Raw genomic sequence first — 23,505 nt, forward strand, 5'->3', positions numbered from 1 at the left:
GTAGGTCTATCTGGCGGTTATGCTTGCAGATTTGCCAATAATTACAGACGATCCAGCTGGACAGTCAGCGTGCTCTGAACGTTACCGGCGGTTGCGGTCTGGCCGTTCAGTTTCACCAGGGCCAGAGAGAAGCCGTGAGTATCTTTAGCATTGTGGTTCGCGCCAAGAGAATACGTTGCGCCAGTGACGCTAAATACACCCACGCCTACGCCAGCTGCGGCAGTATCACCCGTCGCGGTATTTGCCAGCACGGTGCCGTCAGCGTTATCTGGTGTACCAACAAACTTATAAGCAAGACCGTAATTATTAACTAACTGATCGCACTGCGCGCCGCCAGTTACGCTCATGCTCACAAGTGTACCGCCTGATACATTCTGGCCCTGAGTTTTCATGCTGGAAACCATACCCGTCAGGTTAACAGAGGCGGTATTCAGAGAGACGCCGCATGCTACTGGAATGGTGCTATCAGTGACTGTACCGGTAATAGACAACGTAGCAGGTGTATTGGTATCTGCCAGAGATGCACCGGTTGCAAACATTGCGGAAACTGCAACTGCCATTAATGCCTTTTTCATAATATTTCCTCTTATGTTAATTTCCATGTTGATAAATAAGCGAAGCGCTATCAGGCCTGATGGCCTAAAAACCCTTCCGTATTTACACGATTAAATAAATACGCCTTATAGATAATTAATCTTTAATGTAATCTTTGCCTGTACCGACCCGGCGGTAATAGGGTCGCCGGTTTTCGCATAGCGCGCGCTTAACGGTAATTGCATGCGTTGCGGCGCGCCGGGAGAATCAAGAATAATTTTCGGGCTATTCGGCAACATCACCTCCTGGCCATAAATAATTTGCATACCCACACCGCCCGCGCCGTTGGTTTTCACCAGATTTTCAAAGACGCCACGAGTCGGGCTGGTTGCACCTTCCAGGGTTAATGCCACCTGAGAAGCATTAATGCATTGCAATTCAGCGTTTATAGGCGTCAACGCGCTATGCACGTTTTGCCGTAACATGCCCGCGTCAATTGGCGGCATGACAATTTGCGGGGAATTGAGCTTCAGATTGCAATGGGCGTGTGGTGGCGCGATCGCCACGGCTAAATTCACCACCAGTGCATTATTTCCCAGCGTTAGCATGGCGGGCATCATATAAGGCGCGCTGGAGGCGGTGCCGAATTCGCCGGTTTTAATCAATTCAATGCGCAGTGAAAGAGCATCGGTATTGATATTTTTGCTGTTTAACGACGCGACGCTAACATTAAACGGTAACATCCATTCCCTGCGCGCCGCGCCCGGAGCCGCGTAAATTAATTTCACCCGGATGCCAATGCCAGGAATAGAGGTAGCGTAAGTGTTCTGGCCTTGCTGATTATTTTTTAATTTCCCGGAGAACTGCGCGCCGGCTTGCAGCAGGCAATCGATATTAATTTCGCGATGGCTATTCGCCAGTTGCGAAAGCGTCGCCTCTTTATGCCAGAGAACGCTGCCAGGTGGGCTGGTAATAATATTCGTCTGGAATTGCGCCGTCAGGGGAATAGTTAAATTCACCGGGCTGTCTTTGTTTTGAGCGGCACATTCCGCCGCCCGGACAAACGTCGCGGGAGCAAAAGCAAGCGCGGCTAAAATGAGTGAAGGCAGAAGTTTAGTTTTCATCACTGACAACTCACTGGAACCAGCGTAACGGGAAGCGCCTTCTGGCGATCTACCTGCGGTAATACGAATGGCGCGTCGCAGTGCTGGTTATCTCCCCATTCCACATGAATAACCCCTTTATCAGGCATAGCGGTCAGATAAACCTGACCCTGATCGCCCATAAAAAAGGTTTCCTGTTCTTTATTGACTTTGGCGATAGCGCCAAAGGGCGGGAAACCGTCGCGATAGCTCACGGTCGCCACCACTTTTCGTCCGACCCGCGGTTCAATCACGGCGGCAACGACCGCGTCGCGCGTCGGCACGAGAGAGACCGAGGTACTCGGGAATTCGATATTTTTATCGGCGTTGCGGGTATCGATGCGGATCGCGTTGCGGCGATAGTTGCGAATATTCGGCACCAGCACATTCCCTGAACCATCGGTACTGCTGTTCAGGCCGTTTTCAAAGGGCAAATCGGCGACGTCAGGGACAGTAACAATCGCCAGCGCGCCGTTGGAATAGGGGCCCGCGGTAATGCCGTGGCGATGGGCCACAAGACTTCCGGACGCATTCCACGAGAGGTACTGCCGGGTATCGGAAATTAGCGTGCCGCCAAGCTGGCCATATTTGCCCTGGTAATCCAGACCGGCAGAAGCGGACTGGCTGCTGTCCTGACCCTGCTGCGTGTTATAACTCAACTGGGTATTCCAGTTGAGGCTTTGGTTATTGCTAAAGGTCCCGTTCATCCCCACCTGGTTAGAGAGCGAGTTCTTTAAATTGCTGCCGGTGGTATAGCTCAGAGAGGGACGGCTTTCGGGATAAAGCGAGGCGAAAGGCACGGTTAACGTCAACGACAGCTGCTTGTCCCACTCGTTTTGAATGCTTTGTCGGTTCATGCTGAACGCAAGGGACAGGCTAAATAAATCAAAAGAGGTATTCCAGCTCACCTGCGCATTACGGGAAACGTTATTATCCCGGTATTCGGTTTCATTTAACGAAAAATAGAAATTGTTACTATCATTAATGGTTTGATTAATATTGAGGTCGGTTTCGCGATGTTTAAGCGAGTGGTCGGACAGCCATTCTGAAGACAGCGCATCTTTCAGCGACAAATAATTTTCCAGATACCAGCGGTTGGTCAGTTGCATACTGGTGCCCCAGTCGCCCAGCGAATGATGCCAGGTCAGACGAACCATTTTCCCCTGTTGGCGGGTTTCGGTATTGCCATTCATCATGAGCGGCTGGTCTATTTTGGCCTGGGTGACATCCAGCGCCAGCGCGCCCGCCGCTTTCAAATCCGCGCCCATCCCGGCGCTAAACGCCGAATGGATATCGCTGAACTGGACGCCGCCGTAAAGCGTTAAATCCAGGGGCAGGCCCCATGAAATCGTGGCCTGCGCCACCTGCGGCAAATCGACGCCCGATGCGTTGTCGTCGATAACCTTCCCTGCAGCAAGGTTGAATTGCACCTGGCCGCTGCGTAACAGCTGTGGCACGCTGGCGTAATTCACGGAGAAATGGCTTTCCGACCCGTCCGCTTCAGTCACCGTGACGTCAAGCTGTCCGCCGTCGGAGATCGGCGCCAAATCGGCGATGGTAAAAGGCCCCTGCGGCACCGAACGCTGCCAAATCACAAATCCTTTATCTTTGATCGTGACGCGCGCGTTGCTTTTCGCGATGCCATGAATAACCGGCGCAAAACCATTCTGCTGGTCGGGGATCATGTCGGTATCGGAACCTAACTGCACGCCACGCAGTAGCAGGCTGTCGAAGATATCGCCCGGCGTGGTGGCATCGCCCAGCGTAAGTTCGGCTTTCAGCGGTTTGATGACGGTTTCAACATAATTGGTGAGCGTTTCCCAGCCCTTGTCGCTGTCCAGCGTGGAATTATTTCTGAAGCGCCATGCGCCCAGGTTGATGCCGTTAGTCAAATTGGCATACGCCTGATTGCCGTTGATATCATCACGCTGGCTAAGTTGTTGCTGGCCGGAAATCTGATAGCTGGTTATCAACGCGGGAACCCCGTCATCCCACTCTTCCTGCGGGACGCCTTCCTGCGCTTCATCGAGCAACACGGTTTGCGGCAGCTTGATATCCAGTTTCAGGTTGGCGAAATCAAACTTTACGCTGGCATCAGGGAAATACTCCTGCATCGCAACACAACCTTTTGTGGCGTCATTGTCACCGCTTGTCGATTTTATTTTTGACATGTCCACTCCCAGTTTTCTGAATGCCGAAAAACCAAGGCACGGGTAAAGTTTTTTATTTTCATCCAGTTCGAATCTCACGCTGCTTGTCAGCGCAGGTTCGCCGTTAACAAAAATGTGTACTCTATATTCGCCGGGCGGTTGCGCCCCCTGAGCTAATAATGCGGTATCCGCAAGGGTTTCAGACCCATTTACCGGCGACAGCAGTCCAGGATCGAAATAAACTTCCTCCGCATAAGCGCGTTGATTCACTATTTCAAAAAAAACAAATACCCCGGCCAACGCTAAATCTGTCGCTCTCATGCTGAATAAATCTACTCAAAACGTTGCGAGAAACTTTTGGATGTCAAACCGAAGTCATTGACTGCGGTCCATGCAATGGTCTCGCCCTGAGCGGGGGCATGTTTTAACGTAAAGGTTTTTTGGCCAAATGGCGCAATAAGTGAATTGTTATCCAATACCGAGACAGTAATATCTTCACTGCCTGCGGTGATTTTATTCAATACCACATGGTATGGTTGTTTATTCTCTACCGTGATCCTGTTGCCATTACGCGTCCAGCTGAGATTTTTCATTGCGTCGCTGGCGTTGCCATTAAGCGAGGCGGGGCGGAAAAACACTTTTATACGATTATCAACCGCAAGGACCATACGGTTTTCGAATTTCTTCTCCGCATCATTAAGCCCAGGGATCCCCTTTACGTTTAGCCAGAACAGACTTTCTTTGTCTGTTGGTAATCCTGTGCCTAAATACACCACGCGAATGACGTTGTCGCTATTACCATCCAGCCGAAATAACGGCGGTGTAACGACAAAAGGTAAGGCCTTTTTGACATTAACGGGATCGCCCGCATCCAGCCAGGACTGAATCAAATAGGTACGGTTTTCATCGTTATTAACGGAGAGTTGCGCGTCGCCGTCTTTTTCATTATAAACCACTCGGCTGACATTTAATGTCAGCGCCGCATAGCTGTTAAATGTCCATGCGACACACATCGTTATTATGAGAACCAGTAACTTTTTCATTTTCCTTTGAACCGACTTTCCTGTATTAACGCAATATATAATCCGCTCGCCTGCGTTATGAAGAGAGCGGATTAGGTTTTTATGACTGCTTAGAGCCTTTCCACCTGAACGGTCAGGGTGGATTGAACTTTACCACCGGTCACCGTCGTGTTTTTCAGCTTAACCATGCTGAGATAGAACGCATTGCTGCCGCCGATCAACGTACCGTTGTTGATAGCGATCGGCTGCCCTTTCAGGGTATAGACGCCGACACCAATGCCTTTCGCCGCATCGTCGCTGGTTAAGGTATTCGCTAACACCGTTTGTTCAACGGAATCTGCCGTCCCCATAAATTTATACGCGAATGCATTATTATTTATGCCGGGGCGATAGCAGCTGTTTGACACGCTAATTAAGCCGCTTGAGGCGGAATAATTAGCACCCTGCACTGGCAGCAGAATCGATTTTTTCGAACCCAGATCGATGCTGCTTCTGCTCAGGCTGACGGAACAGCTTTGCGCCGCTCCAAACCCGTTCCCATAGACTTTCCCTGTAATAGAAAGCGTTGCGGGACTATTGGTGGTAGCCTGTGCGACTCCCGCGGCGAGTAACATCGCCATGACGGGAAGTAGCGCCTTTTTCCTCATTGTAAGACCCTCCTTTGTTGGTGAAAAATCCAATACTGACGCTGACTCTGCCCTTTACAGATATGGTTAAAGGAGGAAAGAAGAGTCATGGGACGTTAACGACGAAAACGGACCCCGAATAAATTTTCGTATAGGCTATACCCGCCTTAATTATTGTCAATTAGTGGAATGCCAGGCCAGTTATTAACTGGTGTTCTGTTTTGTAAGGTTGCATTCATTATTTGAATAATTTCATCAGAGTTAATATTACTCTGAGAGATCCTAAATGAATTTTAATTTTTTTATTTGGCTTGATTTGATTTATTATTTTGCAATGCGCTGATTTATCTGTCTATTTTTTTTGTTTGCGATCGTATTATTAATTCATTTCCTGAAGCGTTAAAAACAAATCATATCTTAATTGTATGATTTGGTGAGAAAATATGCGTTATTTTTACATAGAATATAATCTTTTATTTTATTATTCTTTTAATATTCTGATTATGGAGCAGGAAATCGTCGTAAGAAAAAACGCAGTACGTGAAATCTTATGATGGGTTTATTTACGGACTGTTACATAATATAACTGTTAATTATTAAGAGGCTATTTTCTTATTTTTCTGATAATAACCGTTTTTGCTAAAAACGGTTATTATTTAAACGTGATTGCTTACGTGCGTCGCCGTTATTTATTTTTCTGCTTAATATCAAGGGATAATTCGCTTAACGTTTTCGCTCCGTCTATCGCATTCGCGCACAGTAGACTGGCTCGCGCGCAGGCATGAGCGAGCTGAATACTGTCGGTAAGCGGCCACGCTTCATGGCTACCGTAAAGCAGCCCCGCGCAGAACGCATCGCCCGCGCCGACGCTGCCGACAATCTCTTCCTGGCTCAACGTCATTGATGGCACCCACAGACCCTCGCCGCTATGTTCGACGCCAAACGCGCCTTCCGGGCAGTGGATCACCACCCGCTGGCGCACGCCGGCCTCTAACAGTTTGCGCGCGACGTCGCCGATAGCGTCGATGTCTGGCGTGTGATCGTCCTTGCGCATCGGCTGCCCGCTGAACTCGCCGGCCTCCAGTTCGTTAATCACCAGATAATCCAGCCAGGGTAGGGCAGGCATCACCAGCGGTTGATAGCGCGGATCGCCCTGACGTGACACCAAATCCAGCGAGGTTTGATAGCCGAGCTGCTGCATTTGCGCCAGCAGTCGGGCGCTGCGCGTGCCGTAATCAGTGTCGGGTAAATCCAGGCTATCGAGCAGCAATAAATAACCGAGATGGAAAATCTTCATGTTGCTGTCGAGGCGATCGAACGCGGGTAAATCCAGTAATCGGTTCGCGCCGGGCGAGTGGAAAAAGGTGCGTTGGCCGCTGGGGTCGGTCATCACCTGGGTCATTGAGGTTGGTGCGAACGAGGTGCGCTGCACGTGCTGGCGATTAACATGGTATTGCTCCAGCATCGCCATAATGTAATCGCCGTCATGATCTTCGCCAATCAGGCCCACCGCCTGAAGCGGCAGGCCGGTGCGCATTTTGGCGAGGGTGAGCAATACGTTGAGCGGCGCGCCGCCGGTGGAGCGCTCGCTGCGGGTGATCTCGGTTAACCAGCCCGGCTCCGGCCACTTCACGATCTGATGAACATGATCCACCAGCATATTGCCAGCGGTGATAACGCCTTTACGCTCGCTCATTACGCCTCCTTACGCGTGCCCCGCGCTGCCAAAAGTGCGCATCTGTTCCGCCACTACGTCGGTAATGGCTTCTTCAATCCCCAGCAGCAGCTCGGCGAATTCGTCATACATCGGCTTACGATCCGCCATGCGCTGTTCCACCGCGCCCAGCGCCGCCTGCGACATCCCGGTATAAAAGTTGATTTTGTGAATGCCCAGCGAGATGGCGCGCCGGAAGTCGGCATCGCTAATCCCCGAGCCGCCGTGCAGCACCAGCGGAATGCCGGTTTGCTGGCTGATGGCGCTCAGCCGGTCGAAATCGAGCTTCGGTTCGCCTTTATATTTGCCGTGGGCGTTGCCGATGGCCACTGCCAGCGCATCGATGCCGGTACTGTCGACAAATTCCCGGGCAATGGCGGGATCGGTGAACTTCGCGCTGTCCGCCTCGCCATACAGCGCGCCGCCTTCATCGCCGCCTACCGCGCCCAGCTCCGCTTCGACCGATACGCCGACCGCATGGCACATCTTCACCACTTCCCGGGTCTGGCGGACGTTCTCGTCATAACTCAGGGTTGAGCCATCAAACATCACTGAGCTAAACCCGAGGCGCAGCGCCCGGACCACCGATTCAAAATGCAGGCCATGATCGAGATTGAGCACCACCGGAATGTCGTGACGCGCCGCCTCGAATTTGACGGCTTCCACCAGCGAATCCAGCGATACATATTTAAAATGCACTTCCGCGATATTGATGATAAACGGTGAACGCTCCTGTTTTGCCGCCGCGAAAAGCGCACGCAGGAAATGGCTGTCCAGCACGTTAAACGCCCCGAGCGCATAACCGTATTGACGCGCATGCGCCAGTCCGTCTGCGAGTGAAATCAATGCCATGTTGGCCTCCTGAAATTATCGGAACATGCGGTATTCGTTACACAAAACCAGCTGAGCGGGCTCGTCTTCATCAATGGCGTTGAACCGCTCAAGGGGTTTAAGAAAGCGATTGTCACGGTCGTCGTCGTTTACCGTTGAGACCTCACCCGCCAGCACATCGCCAAACCCGGCTTCAGCCCAGAAGCTGTGATACATGCCGGGCGTCAGGCAGATGCTTTCCCCTGGTGCGAGGCGCAATTGGCTGCCGGCGCTGTGCGTCTGTCGGCAACCATCGATGACCACCGTGACATCGCTTTGTTCAGGTTGTTCGTACTGGTCGGCATTCCAGATTTCGATAATTAAATTGCCGCCGCCCCGGTTAATGATGTCTTCCCGTTTGCGCCAGTGAAAATGCATCGGCGTCACCTGACCATCCCGGACGTGCATGATTTTTTCGGCATAGCTTTTCGGCCAGGTGACGCCATCCACCGAGCCGTTGCGCAGGGTAAACAGCGTCAGCCCCTGGGCGCTAAAATTATTGCCGCCGAAGGCGGTCACATCCCAGCCGAGTTTTAATTCGAAGACTTCCGCCCAGTTGGTCTCATCCAGTTCACGCCATTTGGTGGGGGCGAAGCTGGCGAACGGCGGCAGATGCACGTCATGACGGGAAAAGAACTGGCGCGTGTGGCCGAGGATTTCATTGATTTCAGAACGTTTCATTGCATCTCCCTGGTAGAGTGGATGCTCTGCCTGAAGAAGAGGCGTGAGGAGCAGTCGCGCCCCTCACCCTCACCTGAAGGTTATTTCACCGTCCAGCCTTTGTAAGTGCCGATGTTGTTCTTATCGATCATCGTCACCGGGATCAGCACTGGCTCTTTCGGCGCAGGTTTGCCCTGAAGGATGTCATAACCGATCTCCACCGCTTTGGCCGCCATCACCTGCGGATCCTGAGCGGGTGTCGCCACGAACAGCGAGTTATCGCGCTTCAGGGCTTCTTCCGCGTCTGGCGATCCGTCCACGCCGACGATAAAGAACTCATTACGCTGCGCCTGCTTCGCCGCCAGATCCGCGCCGATTGCCGTCGGATCGTTGATGGCAAATACGCCATCGATCTTCGGGTTCGCCGCCAGCAGCGAGGTCATCACTTCCAGCCCGCCTTCGCGACTGCCTTTGGCGTTCTGGTTCCAGGAAAGCACTTTGATATCCGGATGGCGTTTGAATTCGGTCTGGCAGCCTTCCACGCGGTTCTGCACGGCGGACACCGGCGGCCCGTTGATGATCACCACATTGCCTTTGCCTTTCAGGCGATCGGTAATGTATTTACAGGCGATCTCCCCGGCCTGGGTGTTGTTCGAGGTGATGGTGGCGTCAGCGCCGTCAGCCGCCACGTCAACCGCCACGACCACGATCCCGGCATCTTTGGCCCGTTTTACCGCCGGGCCGATACCTTTGGAATCCGCAGCGTTAAGAATGATCATGTCCACTTTGGCGGCGATAAAGTTGTCGATCTGCGAAACCTGCTGGCCGAGATCGTAGCCGCTGGACACCAGCGTGACTTTCACGTTATCGCCCGCCAGCTTGCGTGCTTCCAGTTCCGCACCCTTGGTGATCTGCACGAAGAACGGGTTGGCGAGGTCACCGACGGTGACGCCGATAGATTTTAACTCTTTGGCCTGCACAAACGGCGAGGCGGCAAGCAGTGCGCCAGCACAGAGCGCGGTGACAAGGGGTTTCAAACGCATATTTCTTTTCCTCACGTAGGGTATTTTGTTATGCACTTTGATGGTGACGGGTACGGTACTTGTCTATCAGCACTGCAATGATGATCACCGCCCCTTTGATCACCAGTTGCCAGAAGTATGAAACGCCCATCAGGGTCATACCGTTGTTGAGAGTCGCGATGATTAACGCCCCCACCAGGGTACCGGTGATGGTGCCGATACCCCCAACAAAACTAGTGCCGCCGAGAATAACCGCCGCAATCGCGTCCAGCTCGTAGCCCATCCCCAGGTTGCCGTTGGCGCTGTACAGCCGCGATGCGCTCATCAGCCCGCCGAGCCCGGACAGCAGCCCGCTCATCCCGTAAACAAACAGCAGCACCAGCCACACTTTGATGCCGGTCAGCCGCGCCGCCTGCATATTGCCGCCTACCGCGTAAATATGAACGCCAAGCGTGGTGCGGCGCAGAATGAACCAGCAAATCGCCACCACCAGTAGCGCAATTACCACCAGCCAGGGGATTGGGCCAAGGTAGGCGTTTCCGATCCATTCAAAATTGATATTCGAGTTGATGACCGTGGTGCCGTCCGCCAGCAGATAGGCCGCGCCGCGTAGCGCCGTGTAGGTTCCCAGCGTGACGATAAACGGCGGTAGCCCGGCAAACGCCACCAGCGCGCCGTTAAACAAACCGAGCGCCAGCCCTAACATCAGTGCCGCAGGCATCGACAGCATCGCCAGCTCCGGAGAGAGCGACACCACCATCGCCGCCACTGCCGTGGTGCCGAGAATCGACCCCACCGACAGGTCGATCCCGCCGGTCAAAATAATGAAGGTCATCCCCGCCGCCAGCACGATGTTAATCGACGCCTGACGGGTAATATTCAGCAGGTTACTTTCGGTAAAAAAGTTAGGCGCGATAAAGCCAAATACCGCCACGATCAGGATCAGAATCGGTAAAATCCCCACCGTTTGCATGATGTCGCCCATCAGCATCTTTTTCACGGAGGCGGATTTTGGGGCGGGTGAAGTGGATGGCGTCATGGTTGGGCCTTTTTGCGAAGAGTTAGTCATTGCGTACCGCCTTCTGCTGCGATTCGTCCACGCCGGTAGCCAGCGTCATGATATTTTCCTGAGTGATGTCAGGCCCGTTCAGCTCCCCGGCGATACTGCCTTCGCGCATCACATACACCCGGTCGCTCATACCGACCACTTCCGGCAATTCGCTGGAAATCATCAGGATCGCCACACCCTGGCGCGCCATCTGGTTCATGATGCGGTAAATCTCGCTTTTTGCGCCGACGTCCACGCCGCGCGTCGGTTCATCAAGGATCAGAATGCGCGGACCGATAGCGACCCAGCGGGAAATCAGCAGTTTTTGCTGGTTGCCGCCGGACAATCCGCCCGCCCGCACCTGAGCATGAGGCACGCGGATATTGAGCGTGGAGATAGCGTCATCGGATATCGACTGCGCTTTCTTGCGGTTAAGCAGTCCGTACATGGCATCGCGCTCCAGCGTCGCCATGGTGATATTTTCCTGAGCGGCCATTTCCAGAAACAGCCCTTGCTCTTTACGGTTCTCGGTTAAGAAACCGATACCGCGGTCGATGGCGTCGCGCGGGGAGTGGATCACCGCCGGGTTGCCATCGATTTCAATGCTGCCGCCGGTGGCTTTGCGCACCCCGAAAATCAGCTGCGCCAGTTCGGAACGGCCCGCGCCCACCAGGCCCGCCAGCGCCACCACTTCACCGGCGCGCACCTGCAGGCTAACCGGCTGGATTTTCTCGCCGTCGGTGAGGTGATGCACCGCCAGACGCACCTCGCCGCGCGGGATATCGCGCTCTTTATTAAACAGATCGCTCAGCGGGCGGCCCACCATCATGCGCACCAGTTCCTGAGCATTCAGCTGGTCGCGCTCCAGGCTGCCGACGTACTGGCCGTCGCGCAGCACGCTGACCCGGTCGGACAGCTCATACACTTCCGCCATGCGGTGGCTGATGTAGATAATCGCCATGCCTTCGTTGCGCAGCCGCATAATCAGCTCGAACAGGCGGTGGGTTTCGCGGGAAGAGAGGGCGGCGGTGGGTTCATCCATCACCAGAATGCGGCTGTTGCGGTGCAGCGCGCGGGCAATTTCTACCTGCTGCTGCTCGGCGATGGTCAGGCGCATCACCCGGTCGGTAGCGCGGAACTGTGCGCCCAGCCGGTCAATGACCTTCTGAGCCTGGGTGACCATCTCTTTGCGGTTCACCAGCCCGGCGCTGGAAATTTCGCTGCCGAGGAAAATATTCTCGGCGACGGTTAAATTGGGCGCGAGCTGCATCTCCTGATAAATCAGCGTGATGCCCGCCTGTAACGCGTCTTTCGGGCTTTTGATGCTGTAAGGCTGCCCGTCAATCAGGATCTCGCCGCTGGTGGCGGTATACGCCCCGGCGAGGATTTTCATCAGGGTGCTTTTCCCGGCGCCGTTTTCGCCCATCAGCGCGTGGATCTCGCCGGGATACACCGTCAGGCTGACGCCTTTAAGCGCGTAAAACTTGCCAAACGCTTTGGCAATATCGCGCATCTCCAGTACAGGCGTTGCGTTCATGGCGCACTCCATTCGGGGTCAGGTGCTCTCACTTGACCACTGTCAGATAAATGCAAGATGTCAAAGCCCATTCATATTTGTCATATTGCTGAATAGTTAACATTGATCACATTCCCGCAACGCAACCGTGCCGGGGAGCAGCGCGAGGCGCTACTGTTCTGTTTTCGCCAGTGGAGTGGGTTATGACACAGTCAGCCAGCCGATTTCTGACCAGCGCACGCGGGCGGTTACTGTTTTTTAATCTGCTGGTGGTGGCAGTCACCCTGATGGTGAGCGTGGTGGCGATTGTCGGATTTCGACACGCCAGCGTGTTGCAGGAACAGGTGCAGAAGCAGACGCTCAGCGATATGACCGGCAGCATGGCGCTGGCGCGCGATACCGCCAACGTCGCCACGGCGGCGGTGCGGTTAAGCCAGGTGGTGGGCGCGCTGGAATATCAAAGTGAAGCGGATCGGCTAAAGCAGACGCAACTGGCGCTGCAGCGCTCGCTGCGGCTGCTGGCGAAAGCGCCGCTGGCCGCGCTGGAGCCGGAGCTGGTGGGTAACATCATCTCACGCAGTAATCAGTTGCAGCAAAGCGTGACCCAAATGCTGGAGCGTGGCCATCGCCGCCATCTTGAGCGCAACGCGCTGCTCAGCGCCCTGTATCAAAACCAAAGTTATCTTCATCATATCCAGACGCTGAATCAGCGCACCGGGGAAACCGCGCCCGCGCCCGGGATGCTGATCGAGATGGATCGACTGATTGACGCGGCGATCCAGACCCCGTCGCCGCGCCCGACGGTGGAGCAGATCGACGCGGTGATGCTGCAGTTGCCCGGCCAGCTCGGCGATCCGCTGATCAACGGCATCTACCAGGATTTCAGGCAGCAGTTACAGCAGCTCGATCCGCTCTCCGCCGCGCTGGCGGAGAGCGACCTCGCGATTAGCTGGTCGATGTACCACATCAAAGCGCTGGTGGCGTTTCTCAACACCGATATCAACCAGTATGTGAAACGCGTAGCTGAGGAGTCGGCGCTGCGCACCGCCGCCAGCCATAAAGAGCTGCGCTCGATGATCCTGTTTATCGCCGTGTTTGCCGCGCTGGCGCTGATTATCACCGGGTTTGCCGGGTGGTATATCTACCGCAATCTCGGCTCGAACCTGACGGCGATCTCCACGGCGATGGCGCGGCTGGCGCGCGGCGAGCGGGATGTCACCGTCCCGGCGCAGCAGCGGCGCGACGAATTGGGTGAACTGGCCCGCGCGTTTAACGTGTTTGCCCGCAATACCGCGTCGCTGGAACACACCTCCCGGTTGCTGAAAGAAAAAAGCACCCAGCTGGAAACCACTTTTCACGCCATGCGCGACGGTTTTGCGCTGTTCGACAGCCACGGCGAGCTGGTGGTGTGGAACCCGCAATACCCTTTGTTGCTGGGTCTGGATGCGGAAGGGGTGCAGCGCGGCCAGCATTATCTCCAGCTGTTGCGCCAGGTTGCGCCGCAGGATGCCCATATCCAGGAAAACCTCGCGCTGCCGCTGCCCCATCCTCAGGAGTTACGGTTGGCTGACAACCGCACCATAGAGCTGCGCTTTAGCCCGGTGCCGGGTCGCGGCATGGTCAACGTGGTGCTGGATCGCACCGAGCGTAAAGGGCTGGAAGAGGCGCTGGTGCACGGTCAGAAAATGAACGCCGTCGGCCAACTGACCGGGGGCCTGGCCCACGATTTCAACAACCTGCTGGCGGTGATAATCGGCAGCCTGGAACTGACCGCGCCCGGTACGCCGGACGCACCGCGCATCGCCCGGGCGCTAAAAGCCGCCGAACGCGGCGCGCAGCTTACCCAGCGCCTGCTGGCGTTTTCGCGTAAGCAGTCCCTGAATCCGCGTGCCGTACAGCTCAAGCCGCTGCTGGAAAACCTGGTGGAACTGATGCGCCATTCGCTGCCCGCGACCCTGACGCTGGAGCTGGAAGCGCAGCAGCCCGCCTGGCCCGCGTGGATTGACGTTAACCAGCTGGAAAACGCCATCATTAACCTGGTGATGAACGCCCGCGACGCCATGGAAGGGCGCAGCGGAGTCATTAAGCTGCGTAGCTGGAATCAGCGCGTGACCCGGGGTGACGGGCGGCGGCACGATATGGTGACGCTGGAAGTGATCGACGGCGGCTGCGGGATGTCGGATGACGTTAAAGCCCACGTGTTCGAGCCATTTTTTACCACCAAACAAACCGGCGAAGGCAGCGGCCTCGGCCTGTCGATGGTGTATGGCTTTGTGCGCCAGTCCGGCGGACGCGTGCAAATCGACACCGCCCCCGGCCAGGGCACCACGGTACGCCTGCAACTGCCGCGCGCGCCGCAGGCGGCCAGCGAGCTGGCGCTGCCGGTCGATATCCCCGATGTAACATCACAGGACGAACTGGTGTTGCTGCTGGAAGATGAAGCCGATGTGCGCCAGACGCTGTGCGAACAGCTGCATCAGCTGGGCTATATCACCCTCGAAGCCCAGACCGTGGAAGAAGCCATCACCTTACTGGATAGCGTTGAGGATATCGGCATCCTGATTAGCGACCTGATGCTACCCGGCGGAGTCAGCGGCGCGGAAGTGCTGCACTACGCGGCGATTAATCATCCGCATATCGCCCGGCTGCTGATCAGCGGCCAGGACTTACGCGCCGCGCAGGATCCGGCAGCGCAGCCAGACGTGGAATTATTGCGTAAGCCCTTTACTCAGGTTCAACTGGCGCAGGCGCTGCGACGGGCATGCCACCCCTGACGCTTTGAGAATTCTCTTCTTCTCTACTCTCCGCAGCCTTTGCAAAGTAATACTCTGTCTTTTCGAGGGCTGCCTGATGAAAACTTTGCCGCTTTTCCTGACGCTCGGCGCGTTAGTGATGATTGCTCAACCGGTGCGCGCCGATGTGATTGACGATACCGTGACGTCGATTACCCGTGCGATTGACGACGCGTATTCTCAAAATGACGATCGACGTGATGACCGGCGCGACGATCGCGACTGGCAACGTTCCGACGACCAGCGCCGCCAGTATAATGACCGGCGCAGGCAACTTGAGGACCGGCACCGTCAGTTAGATGAGCGTCAGCGTCAACTGGATCGCGAGCGCCAGCAGTTGGAAGAGGAAGAACGGCGGCTGGAAGATGAATACGATCGCTAAGCAAAAGTGATTGCCTGCCCGTCAAAACCCGCTTCAATCCCTTCCGGCAGCGGGTTTTCCATCATCCATGCATCAAACTGGTGGCTGATATGGGTCAGCACTACCCGCGGGCTTTTTATCACCTCATTCAATGCCACCACCGTGTTTAAATCGCAATGGTTAGTCGGCGTCTGGTCGCGCGGCGCGTGGCTGCAATCAATCACCATCACGTCAGGCGGCCCCGCCTGCAAAAACTTCAACGTTTTCTCCGGCAGACCGGCGGTGTCGCACAGCCAGGCCACGCGGCTGTGGGCGGTTTCCAGCAGATAGCCAAACGTCAGTTTTGAATGGTTGAGCGGCAGCGGCGTCACCTGCAACCCCTGGAGGCTAAACACCACGAACGGCTCGACGGTATGGCTGAAATCGAGAATGCCGGGATGTTTAAACAGATCGTCGCAACCCTGTTGGTCTGGCGGGCCGTACACCGCGATTTTGTCGCCCATGCCCCAGCGCAGCGGGAAAAGCCCCTGCACATGGTCCATATGGTAATGGGTCAGCAGAAACTGGCGGAAACTCCCGGCGGGCCAGCGATCCATCAGGTCGGGAATTCCCGCATCCAGCAGCGTAATGGCATCGTTGCAGTTTATCACCGCGCTACAGGGGCGGCGGCGAAAAGCCTCATCGCTGCGCGCCCGTTCACAGGCTTTGCAGCAACAGCCAAACGCCGGGACCAGCTGCGCGCCGCCGGTGCCGGTGAGGGTCAGCGTTAAGGTCATCGCGGCTCCTTACAGCGGTTTGGTGAACCGGACGTGGCTCGGCTCGTAGCCTTCGCGACGATAAAAGCGGTGAGCGTCGATGCGTTTCACATTGGTGGATAGCTCGGTCATTTCCGCGCCGTGCTGCTGCGCCACCGTCTGCGCCCAGCTTAACAAGCCCTTGCCCACGCCCGCGCAGCGCGCTTCCGGCATCACCACCAGCTCCTGGATCTCGCCAATCCAGTTGGCATGATGCAGATGAAATTGCAGATGCAGGCTAATCAGCCCTACTGGTTTGCCGTCGAGCCAGGCCAGCGCCAGGTGATAGTTGGCGTCGCGCAGATTCGCAGCAAGGCCAACGTCGAACGCGGCGCGGTCAAACGTGGCCTGTTTCAGTTCGCAAACCAGCGCGTAGATGGCGTCGCTGTGGGTGATATCGGCGCGCTGAATGTCATAAAGCATGTTGCGGCTCCCGTGGCTGTGGGTGTTCATCGACCAGCGTTAATAATGTCTCGACTGACTGTAGCAGACTCCCGTCATTATTCAGCACCTGGCAACCGGGCGGCAGGCTGGCGTACTGCGCCGCGCGCGCCAGCCGGGCGGCGATTTGCCCGGCGGATTCCCGTCCCCGCGCCTGTAAACGCGCCTGCAAGACGTCACGGGAAACGTACAGGCACACCGCCAGCAACTGCTCCCGATAACGCGTTTGCGCCTGTTTCAGGTGTGCACGCGAGCCGTTCACCACCACGTTGAATCCGGCTTCCAGCCACAGATCGATCTCCTGGCCGATGCCGTAGTAATGGCCGTTGGCCTGCCAGCTCAGGGCAAACAGTCCCTGAGCCTCGCGCTGTAAAAACTCGCCTTCGCTTAGCGCAATGTGGTTTTCGTTGCCGGCGTTAAACGGGCGGGTAATGTAGCGATGCGCCACCAGCAGCGTCGGGCGCTCCCGCTCGCGCAGGGCGTTTAACAGACTGTCTTTACCGGACCCGGAAGCGCCCATTAACCAGATGATGCGCCCCATCAGAACACCTGTTTTCCCTGACGCCAGACGTTGCCGATATGGACGTGCTCGCCGTGCCAGTGCGCCAGCACCAGATCGGCGCGTTTGCCCTCGCCAATCACACCGCGATCGTCGAGATTCAGCGCCCACGCCGGGTTACGCGTCACCAGATGAATCGCCTGGGGCAGAGTAAAGGCGTTGCCCTCGTCCAGCGCCACGCGAAACGCCGCGTCCAGCAGGCTCGCCGGATAATAGTCGGAAGAAAGAATATCCAGCAGCCCGGCCTGGGCCAGCGAGTGGGCCGCCACGTTGCCGGAATGCGAGCCGCCGCGCACGATATTTGGCGCGCCCATCAGCACGCTCATACCGTGCTGGCGCGACGCCTGCGCCGCATCGAATGTGGTCGGGAATTCGGCAATCACGCTGCCAAGCTGGTGGGATTCCAGCACGTGCTCCGCCGTGGCGTCGTCATGGCTCGCCAGCGCAATATTGCGCGCCCGACAGTGGGCGGCAATGGCTTCCCGGTTCGGCTGCGACCAGCGCTCGGCCAGCGCCAGCTGTTCCTCTTCATAACACGCCATGTCGTGGTCATTGAGCTGGTATTTGCCCTGATAGTATTCGCGATATTTTTCCCGGTTGGCGAACTGACGCTGGCCCGGCGAATGGTCCATCAGCGACACCAGGGTTACCGGTTCGCGGTGCATCAGCTGTTCAAACAGCGGCAGCGTGGTGTGATGCGGCAGCTCGCAGCGCAGATGCAGACGATGCTCGGCGCGATTGACCCCGCGCCGCTGGCTGTGCTCCACCGCGTTGATCATCTTTTCCAGATTCTCCAGCCGATCGCCGCCGTCGCGCACGTCGCCCAGCGCCACCGCGTCCAGCACCGTCGTGATGCCGCTCGCCACCATCAGCGCATCGTGGCTGCTCATGGCGGAGTGGGCGGGCCAGTCCACTTTCGGGCGCGGGGTGAAGAACTTATCCAGATTGTCGGTATGCAGCTCAATAAGCCCTGGCAGCAGCCAGCCGCCTTCGCCGTCCAGCGCGCCCGGCAGGCGGCTGTGGCTGTCGGCATAGTGGGTAATGACCCCATCGTTGATATCGATGGAGCCGTCTACCACCTCGTTTTCGAGGATCAGTTTTACGTTATTGATGATCATGCGTGTTCCCCATTGGGTGCAGACGGTCAGCCACGCGCTGGCGAATGGCGTCATCATGGAAAATGCCGACAATGGCCGCGCCGCGCGCTTTGGCTTCTTCGATCAGCGCCACCACGGCGGCGCTGTTATTGGCGTCCAGCGAGGCGGTAGGCTCGTCGAGCAGCAGAATCGGGTAATCGACGATAAACCCGCGGGCGATATTGACGCGCTGTTGTTCGCCGCCGGAAAAGGTCGATGGCGCGAGATGCCACAGGCGCTCCGGGACGTTGAGGCGGGTCAGCAGGCTGGCGGCTTTGGCGCGGCACACCTCGCGATCGACGCCCAAATCCAGCAGCGGCTGCATCACCACCGTTAATGCTGATACGCGGGGGATTACCCGCAGGAACTGGCTCACCCAGCCGATGGTTTTGCGGCGTACCGCCATCACCTCCCGCGCCGGGGCGGCGACGATATCCAGCCACTGCTCGTCATGTTTCACCCAGATATGCCCCTGGTCCGGCAGATAGTTGGCGTACAGCGAGCGCAGCAGGGTGGATTTACCGCTGCCGGAGTGGCCGTGCAGCACCACGCATTCCCCCGCGTTAACCTCAAGGGTGGCGCTTTCCAGCACCGGCAGGCGAATGCCGTTTTGATGATGAAGAACGAAGGTTTTACTGACTTGTTCAACCCGTAATGAAACCGTCATGGCGCGCCTCTAGTTTTGCAATACTGATGAAACCAACAGTTGGGTGTATGGATGGTGCGGATCGTCGAGCACCCGGTCAGTTAGCCCACTTTCCACCACCTGGCCCTGCTTCATCACCAGCAGGCGATTGGCCAGCAGTCGCGCCACGCCCAGATCGTGGGTGACAATCACCACCGCCAGGTTCAGCTCCACCACCAGGCCGCGCAGCAGGTCGAGCAACCGCGCCTGTACCGACACGTCCAGCCCGCCGGTGGGCTCATCCATAAACACCAGTCGGGGATGGGTCACCAGATTGCGGGCGATTTGCAGACGCTGCTGCATCCCGCCGGAAAAGGTGGTAGGCAAATCGTCAATGCGCGAGCCGGGGATTTCGACTTCCTCCAGCCAGCGCGCGGCGGTGGCGCGGATCTCGCCGTAGTGACGCGCGCCGGTGGCCATCAGGCGTTCACCGATATTGCCCCCGGCGGAGACCTGGCGGCGCAGGCCGTCCATCGGATGCTGATGCACCACGCCCCATTCGGTGCGCAGCAGGCGGCGGCGCTCGGCTTCGCTCATGCCATACAGCGAGCGATCCTGATACATCACGTCGCCCGCCTGGGGGGCCAGCCGGGCAGAAATCGACTTCAGCAGGGTGGTTTTACCGGAGCCGGATTCCCCGACAATCCCCAGCACTTCACCGGGCCATAAATCAAAGGACACGTCGCTAAAGCCTTTGCCCGGCGCGTACAGGTGGGTCAGGTGATTAACCGAAAGCAGAGGTTGAGTCATGGGTTGTTGGCCTCGCAAACCGTGCGGCAGAAATCGGTATCGGAACAGACGAACATGCGGTTGCCCGCGTCATCCAGCACCACTTCGTCAAGATAGCTGTCATGGGAACCGCAGATGGCGCAGGGCTGATCCCACTGCTGGACGCTGAATGGGTGGTCGTCAAAGTCCAGGCTCTCAACGCGGGTATAGGGCGGCACCGCGTAGATGCGTTTTTCGCGCCCGGCCCCGAACAGCTGTAGCGCGGGCATTTGGTCCATTTTCGGGTTATCGAATTTCGGGATGGGCGACGGGTCCATGACGTAGCGGTCATTGACCTTCACCGGATAGGCATAAGTGGTGGCGATATGGCCGAAGCGGGCGATATCTTCATACAGCTTCACCTGCATCACGCCGTACTCTTCCAGGGCGTGCATGGTGCGGGTTTCGGTTTCGCGCGGCTCGATAAAGCGCAGCGGCTCCGGGATCGGCACCTGGTAAATCAGGATCTGATCCTCCACCAGCGGCAGTTCCGGGATGCGGTGGCGGGTCTGGATCAGGGTGGCGTTTTCGGTGGATTCGGTGGTGGCGGCGTTGGTGACGCGCTTAAAGAAATTGCGGATCGACACGGCGTTGGTGGTGTCGTCCGCGCCCTGGTCGATCACTTTCAGCACGTCGGCTTCACCGATGATGCTGGCGGTGATCTGAATGCCGCCGGTTCCCCAGCCGTAAGGCATCGGCATTTCACGGCCACCGAACGGCACCTGGTAACCGGGGATTGCCACCGCTTTTAAAATCGCGCGGCGGATCATGCGCTTGGTTTGCTCGTCCAGATAAGCGAAGTTGTAGCCGGCAAGATTAGTCACGACGGGTCTCCTGTTCGCGTTGCAGGCGCTTAAGCAGTTCCAGTTCGGCCTGGAAATCGACGTAGTGGGGCAGTTTCAGGTGCGAGACAAACCCGGCGGCTTCAACGTTATCGGCATGGGCCAGCACGAACTCTTCGTCCTGGGCGGGGGAGGCGATGTTTTCGCCGTATTCCACTGTCTGCAATGCGCGGTCCACCAGCGCCATCGCCATGGCTTTACGCTCGCTCTGGCCGAATACCAGCCCGTAACCGCGCGTAAAGTACGGGGACTCTTCTGGCGGATCGACAAAGCCGTTAACCATTTCGCATTCGGTCATCAGCAGTTCGCCGACGTTAACCGCAAAGCCCAGCTCTTCGGGGACCAGTTCCACGGGAACATAGCCGCTGCGGATTTCCCCGGCAAACGGGTGGTTGCGCCCGTAGCCGCGCTGGGTGGAGTAAGCCAGCGCCAGCAGGTAACCCTCGTCGCCGCGCACCAGCTGCTGGAGTCGCGAGGCGCGGGAGCACGGGTAAACCGGCGGCTGGCGGGTGATGTCATCTGGCTGTGCGCCGCTGTCCTGCTCCGGCTTCGCCAGCTTTTGCGATTCCAGCAGGCTAAACACATGTGGCGCATGCGGCTGCTCGCCGTCGGCCTGCGCCAGAGTGGGCGCTTCGCCATTCGCCAGCAGAGTGAAATCCAGCAGGCGATGGGTGTAATCGTAGGTCGGGCCGAGCAGCTGTCCGCCGGGCACGTCTTTGTACACCGCCGAAATCCGCCGTTCCAGGCGCATGGCGGCGGTATCTATCGGCTCGCTGACCGCCAGGCGCGGCAGGGTAGTGCGATAGGCGCGCAGCAGGAAAATCGCCTCCACGCTGTCGCCGCTGGCCTGCTTGAGCGCCAGCGCGGCCAGTTCGCGATCCGCGATGCCGCCTTCGGTCATCACGCGGTCCACGGCCAGATTCAGCTGGGCGTCAATTTGCGCCACGCTCAGTTCCGGGATCGCACTGTCGCCCCGGCGTTTGTGTTCCTGAAGGGCGTGCGCGGCGTCGATCGCTTTCTCGCCCCCTTTCACCGCAACGTACATCAGCACACCTCCACGTGGGTGGTGCGCGGGATCGCCAGCAGGCGATCGCCGCAGGTAAGGATCAGATCGATGCCCAGTGGGAACGGATGCGGGCGTTCGGTCAGTTCGTGGATCACGCACTCCGGCAGCTGCGGCGCGACCATGCGCTCCTCATGAATGCCCGCGCCGGTGAGGCGCAGCATCCGCCCACCGCTCAGGCTGGCGACCTGCATAATCAGCGTGGCGCTGGTTTCCGGGGCAACGGCGCTGCCCTGCGACAGCAAATTCAACTGCGTGGAAGTTAGCGTTTCGTCGGCCACCGCGAACAGCGCGCTGGCGAGATCGTCAGTGATCGGCGCGTTGGTATGGAAACGCAGATTCTGACGGACAATATCGTTGCTCATTCTGGCGCTCAGCCATACCGACGTATCGTTATCCGCAAGGGTGAGCAGCACGCTGGTGGTGGCCTGGCCGAACGGCGGCCAGCCGTGGGCCAGCTGATGCAGGGACACAATCACGCCCGGCTCGCTCATGGCTTTAAGCAGGCGGCGAAAGCTGTGTTGGGCGTCGTGAACCGGAGTAGCGAAAGCGGTTGTTAAGGTCATGCGTTATCTCCACGCACCAGGGTGAAAAAGTCGACCCGGCTGGCGTTCACCTGTTCGGCACGCATCTGTAGACGGGCAGCGCGGTGGGCTTCCAGCGGGGCAATAAGGGTTTCCAGCAGCGACGGATAGTGCTGTGGGTCCTGCATCAGGGCGTCGATGACCGCGCAGCGTTCGGCGTGGGGTTTGTTGCGCCCCAGCACCCAGCTGTAGCCGCACAGCCCGTTGTTCAGGCGAATAACGGCGCGGGTCAGGGTGGCGTCACCGGTATAAAAGCGCGAGCCAGTGCCGCCCATGCGGCCCTGGATTTGCACCAGGCCGGTTTCCGCCGGGCGCAGGGTCTGGTATTCCGGCGCGATATGCAGGGTATCAACGTAGCGCGCCAGTTCCTCCGGCAGGCTGTGGGCCAGCACGGCCATCCAGCGCTGGCGTTGGGCGAGGGTGTAATGTGCCGCGTCCATTAGTGCTCCATGGTGAATTCAATCATGTCGGCGCGGGTCAGGCTGACGGAGTATTCCGCCGGTGCCGCCACGTCGTTGCGATGGTTAAGGGTGCGCACGCAGAGCAGCGGCGCCATGTTGGGGATCTCCAGCAATTTGCTCTCTTTGGCCTGGGCGCGGCGCGCGCTGATACGCGTCTGGGTACGCAGCAGGCGAATATCGAGCTGCTGGTCGAGATAATCGTGCAGCGAGCCCTGGCTAAAACCCTGCAACGCAGGCCACCAGGCCAGCTCGGAAAAATAGTGGTCAATAAGGCACAGGGCGATGCCGTTGACCCGGCGCAGGGTGCGCAGGTGGACAACGTTCTGCCCTTCGGTGACGTCCAGCGCCTGGGCGACCTGATTTGACGCCGGGCGCAGCACCGCCAGCAGACGTTCGCTGGTGGGATGGCTACCCTGTTCCAGCAGATTCTGGCTAAAGCGCGCCTGAGCGTTGAGCGGGTAATCGAACGGACGCATCAGCACCAGCACACCGACGCCCTGGCGGCGCTGCACCCAGCCGCGCTCTACTAACTGGTCGATGGCGCGGCGCAGGGTGTGGCGGTTAACCGCAAAGCGGTCCGCCAGCTGCTGTTCCGCCGGGAGATAATCACCGCAGCGGTAGTGATTTTTCAGCTCCTCTTCAAGCTTTGCGGCAATTTCCTGATATCGGGTGGGGTAACTGGTCGGATGTCTGGATAAGTGCATAGCAATCAAAG

General features: G+C 57.5%; 24 protein-coding genes. 2 read left to right on the top strand and 22 right to left on the bottom strand.

Going from position 1 to position 23,505, the window contains the following annotated elements:
* Positions 1–41 precede the first annotated feature (41 nt).
* The 11 genes from FND52_RS12330 to FND52_RS12380 all read right to left on the bottom strand — a co-directional run bounded on the left by FND52_RS12330 (position 42) and on the right by FND52_RS12380 (position 12,325).
* Positions 42–575, bottom strand: a complete 534-nt coding sequence (locus tag FND52_RS12330) for a fimbrial protein (RefSeq protein ID WP_167509354.1) — start codon at positions 573–575, stop codon at positions 42–44.
* A 105-nt stretch (positions 576–680) separates the two neighbouring features.
* On the bottom strand, positions 681–1,658 hold the full coding sequence (locus tag FND52_RS12335) for a fimbrial protein (protein WP_144131094.1): 978 nt from the start codon (positions 1,656–1,658) through the stop codon (positions 681–683).
* A complete protein-coding gene (locus FND52_RS12340; protein WP_144131096.1) occupies positions 1,658–4,147 on the bottom strand; it encodes a fimbria/pilus outer membrane usher protein in 2,490 nt (829 codons plus the stop codon). Before FND52_RS12340 ends, FND52_RS12335 begins: the two co-directional genes overlap by 1 nt.
* 11 nt (positions 4,148–4,158) lie before the next feature.
* A complete protein-coding gene (locus FND52_RS12345; RefSeq protein ID WP_144131098.1) occupies positions 4,159–4,869 on the bottom strand; it encodes a fimbrial biogenesis chaperone in 711 nt (236 codons plus the stop codon).
* An 89-nt stretch (positions 4,870–4,958) separates the two neighbouring features.
* Positions 4,959–5,495, bottom strand: a complete 537-nt coding sequence (locus FND52_RS12350) for a fimbrial protein (RefSeq protein WP_125294711.1) — start codon at positions 5,493–5,495, stop codon at positions 4,959–4,961.
* A gap of 664 nt (positions 5,496–6,159) precedes the next feature.
* Positions 6,160–7,170, bottom strand: coding sequence for a carbohydrate kinase family protein (locus tag FND52_RS12355; protein WP_144131100.1), 1,011 nt, complete (start codon positions 7,168–7,170; stop codon positions 6,160–6,162).
* A gap of 9 nt (positions 7,171–7,179) precedes the next feature.
* Complete coding sequence (locus FND52_RS12360) at positions 7,180–8,040, bottom strand: ketose 1,6-bisphosphate aldolase (protein ID WP_144131102.1); 861 nt, start codon at positions 8,038–8,040, stop codon at positions 7,180–7,182.
* 15 nt (positions 8,041–8,055) lie between these two features.
* On the bottom strand, positions 8,056–8,739 hold the full coding sequence (locus FND52_RS12365) for a D-lyxose/D-mannose isomerase (RefSeq protein WP_125294708.1): 684 nt from the start codon (positions 8,737–8,739) through the stop codon (positions 8,056–8,058).
* Positions 8,740–8,819: 80 nt separating this feature from the next.
* Positions 8,820–9,761 carry an ABC transporter substrate-binding protein gene (locus tag FND52_RS12370; RefSeq protein WP_144131104.1) on the bottom strand — a complete coding sequence of 314 codons (942 nt, stop codon included), beginning with the start codon at positions 9,759–9,761 and terminating at the stop codon, positions 8,820–8,822.
* 28 nt (positions 9,762–9,789) lie between these two features.
* A complete protein-coding gene (locus FND52_RS12375) occupies positions 9,790–10,779 on the bottom strand; it encodes an ABC transporter permease subunit (RefSeq protein WP_125294788.1) in 990 nt (329 codons plus the stop codon).
* 22 nt (positions 10,780–10,801) lie between these two features.
* Entirely contained in the window at positions 10,802–12,325 is a 1,524-nt protein-coding gene (locus FND52_RS12380) for a sugar ABC transporter ATP-binding protein (RefSeq protein ID WP_125294706.1), read from the bottom strand.
* Positions 12,326–12,507: 182 nt separating this feature from the next.
* Between FND52_RS12380 and FND52_RS12385 the strand changes: the two genes are divergently transcribed.
* Both FND52_RS12385 and yjdP read left to right on the top strand, forming a co-directional pair.
* The gene (locus FND52_RS12385) at positions 12,508–15,078 is read left to right on the top strand and encodes an ATP-binding protein (protein WP_144131106.1); all 2,571 of its coding nucleotides are present in this window, start codon (positions 12,508–12,510) and stop codon (positions 15,076–15,078) included.
* Positions 15,079–15,154: 76 nt separating this feature from the next.
* On the top strand, positions 15,155–15,478 hold the full coding sequence (gene yjdP / locus FND52_RS12390) for a DDRRRQL repeat protein YjdP (RefSeq protein WP_144131108.1): 324 nt from the start codon (positions 15,155–15,157) through the stop codon (positions 15,476–15,478).
* On the opposite strand, the gene phnP is transcribed toward yjdP, so the two are convergent.
* From phnP to phnF, 11 genes are read right to left on the bottom strand one after another with little or no spacing between them, the layout of a single operon-like run.
* Positions 15,475–16,233 carry a phosphonate metabolism protein PhnP gene (phnP, locus tag FND52_RS12395; RefSeq protein ID WP_144131110.1) on the bottom strand — a complete coding sequence of 253 codons (759 nt, stop codon included), beginning with the start codon at positions 16,231–16,233 and terminating at the stop codon, positions 15,475–15,477. The genes yjdP and phnP overlap by 4 nt on opposite strands.
* 9 nt (positions 16,234–16,242) lie before the next feature.
* Entirely contained in the window at positions 16,243–16,674 is a 432-nt protein-coding gene (phnO, locus tag FND52_RS12400) for an aminoalkylphosphonate N-acetyltransferase (RefSeq protein ID WP_144131112.1), read from the bottom strand.
* Positions 16,664–17,233: a ribose 1,5-bisphosphokinase gene (phnN, locus tag FND52_RS12405; protein WP_144131114.1), complete on the bottom strand. Its 570-nt coding sequence runs from the start codon at positions 17,231–17,233 to the stop codon at positions 16,664–16,666. The genes phnO and phnN overlap by 11 nt, the downstream gene beginning before the upstream one ends.
* Entirely contained in the window at positions 17,233–18,369 is a 1,137-nt protein-coding gene (phnM, locus tag FND52_RS12410; protein WP_144131116.1) for an alpha-D-ribose 1-methylphosphonate 5-triphosphate diphosphatase, read from the bottom strand. The genes phnN and phnM overlap by 1 nt, the downstream gene beginning before the upstream one ends.
* Positions 18,356–19,054 (bottom strand): phosphonate C-P lyase system protein PhnL, encoded by a 699-nt coding sequence (gene phnL, locus FND52_RS12415; RefSeq protein WP_125294698.1) that lies wholly within the window; start codon positions 19,052–19,054, stop codon positions 18,356–18,358. Before phnL ends, phnM begins: the two co-directional genes overlap by 14 nt.
* 9 nt (positions 19,055–19,063) lie before the next feature.
* Positions 19,064–19,822 carry a phosphonate C-P lyase system protein PhnK gene (phnK, locus tag FND52_RS12420; RefSeq protein ID WP_125294697.1) on the bottom strand — a complete coding sequence of 253 codons (759 nt, stop codon included), beginning with the start codon at positions 19,820–19,822 and terminating at the stop codon, positions 19,064–19,066.
* On the bottom strand, positions 19,819–20,664 hold the full coding sequence (locus tag FND52_RS12425) for an alpha-D-ribose 1-methylphosphonate 5-phosphate C-P-lyase PhnJ (protein WP_125294696.1): 846 nt from the start codon (positions 20,662–20,664) through the stop codon (positions 19,819–19,821). Before FND52_RS12425 ends, phnK begins: the two co-directional genes overlap by 4 nt.
* The gene (locus FND52_RS12430; RefSeq protein ID WP_144131118.1) at positions 20,657–21,727 is read right to left on the bottom strand and encodes a carbon-phosphorus lyase complex subunit; all 1,071 of its coding nucleotides are present in this window, start codon (positions 21,725–21,727) and stop codon (positions 20,657–20,659) included. The genes FND52_RS12425 and FND52_RS12430 overlap by 8 nt, the downstream gene beginning before the upstream one ends.
* On the bottom strand, positions 21,727–22,311 hold the full coding sequence (gene phnH / locus FND52_RS12435; RefSeq protein ID WP_144131120.1) for a phosphonate C-P lyase system protein PhnH: 585 nt from the start codon (positions 22,309–22,311) through the stop codon (positions 21,727–21,729). Before phnH ends, FND52_RS12430 begins: the two co-directional genes overlap by 1 nt.
* The gene (phnG, locus tag FND52_RS12440) at positions 22,308–22,769 is read right to left on the bottom strand and encodes a phosphonate C-P lyase system protein PhnG (protein ID WP_125294693.1); all 462 of its coding nucleotides are present in this window, start codon (positions 22,767–22,769) and stop codon (positions 22,308–22,310) included. Before phnG ends, phnH begins: the two co-directional genes overlap by 4 nt.
* Positions 22,769–23,494: a phosphonate metabolism transcriptional regulator PhnF gene (gene phnF, locus FND52_RS12445; RefSeq protein ID WP_144131122.1), complete on the bottom strand. Its 726-nt coding sequence runs from the start codon at positions 23,492–23,494 to the stop codon at positions 22,769–22,771. Before phnF ends, phnG begins: the two co-directional genes overlap by 1 nt.
* Positions 23,495–23,505: the final 11 nt, after the last annotated feature.

Origin of the sequence: Atlantibacter subterraneus (genome assembly GCF_007570865.1) — a bacterium.
GTDB lineage: Bacteria > Pseudomonadota > Gammaproteobacteria > Enterobacterales > Enterobacteriaceae > Atlantibacter > Atlantibacter subterraneus.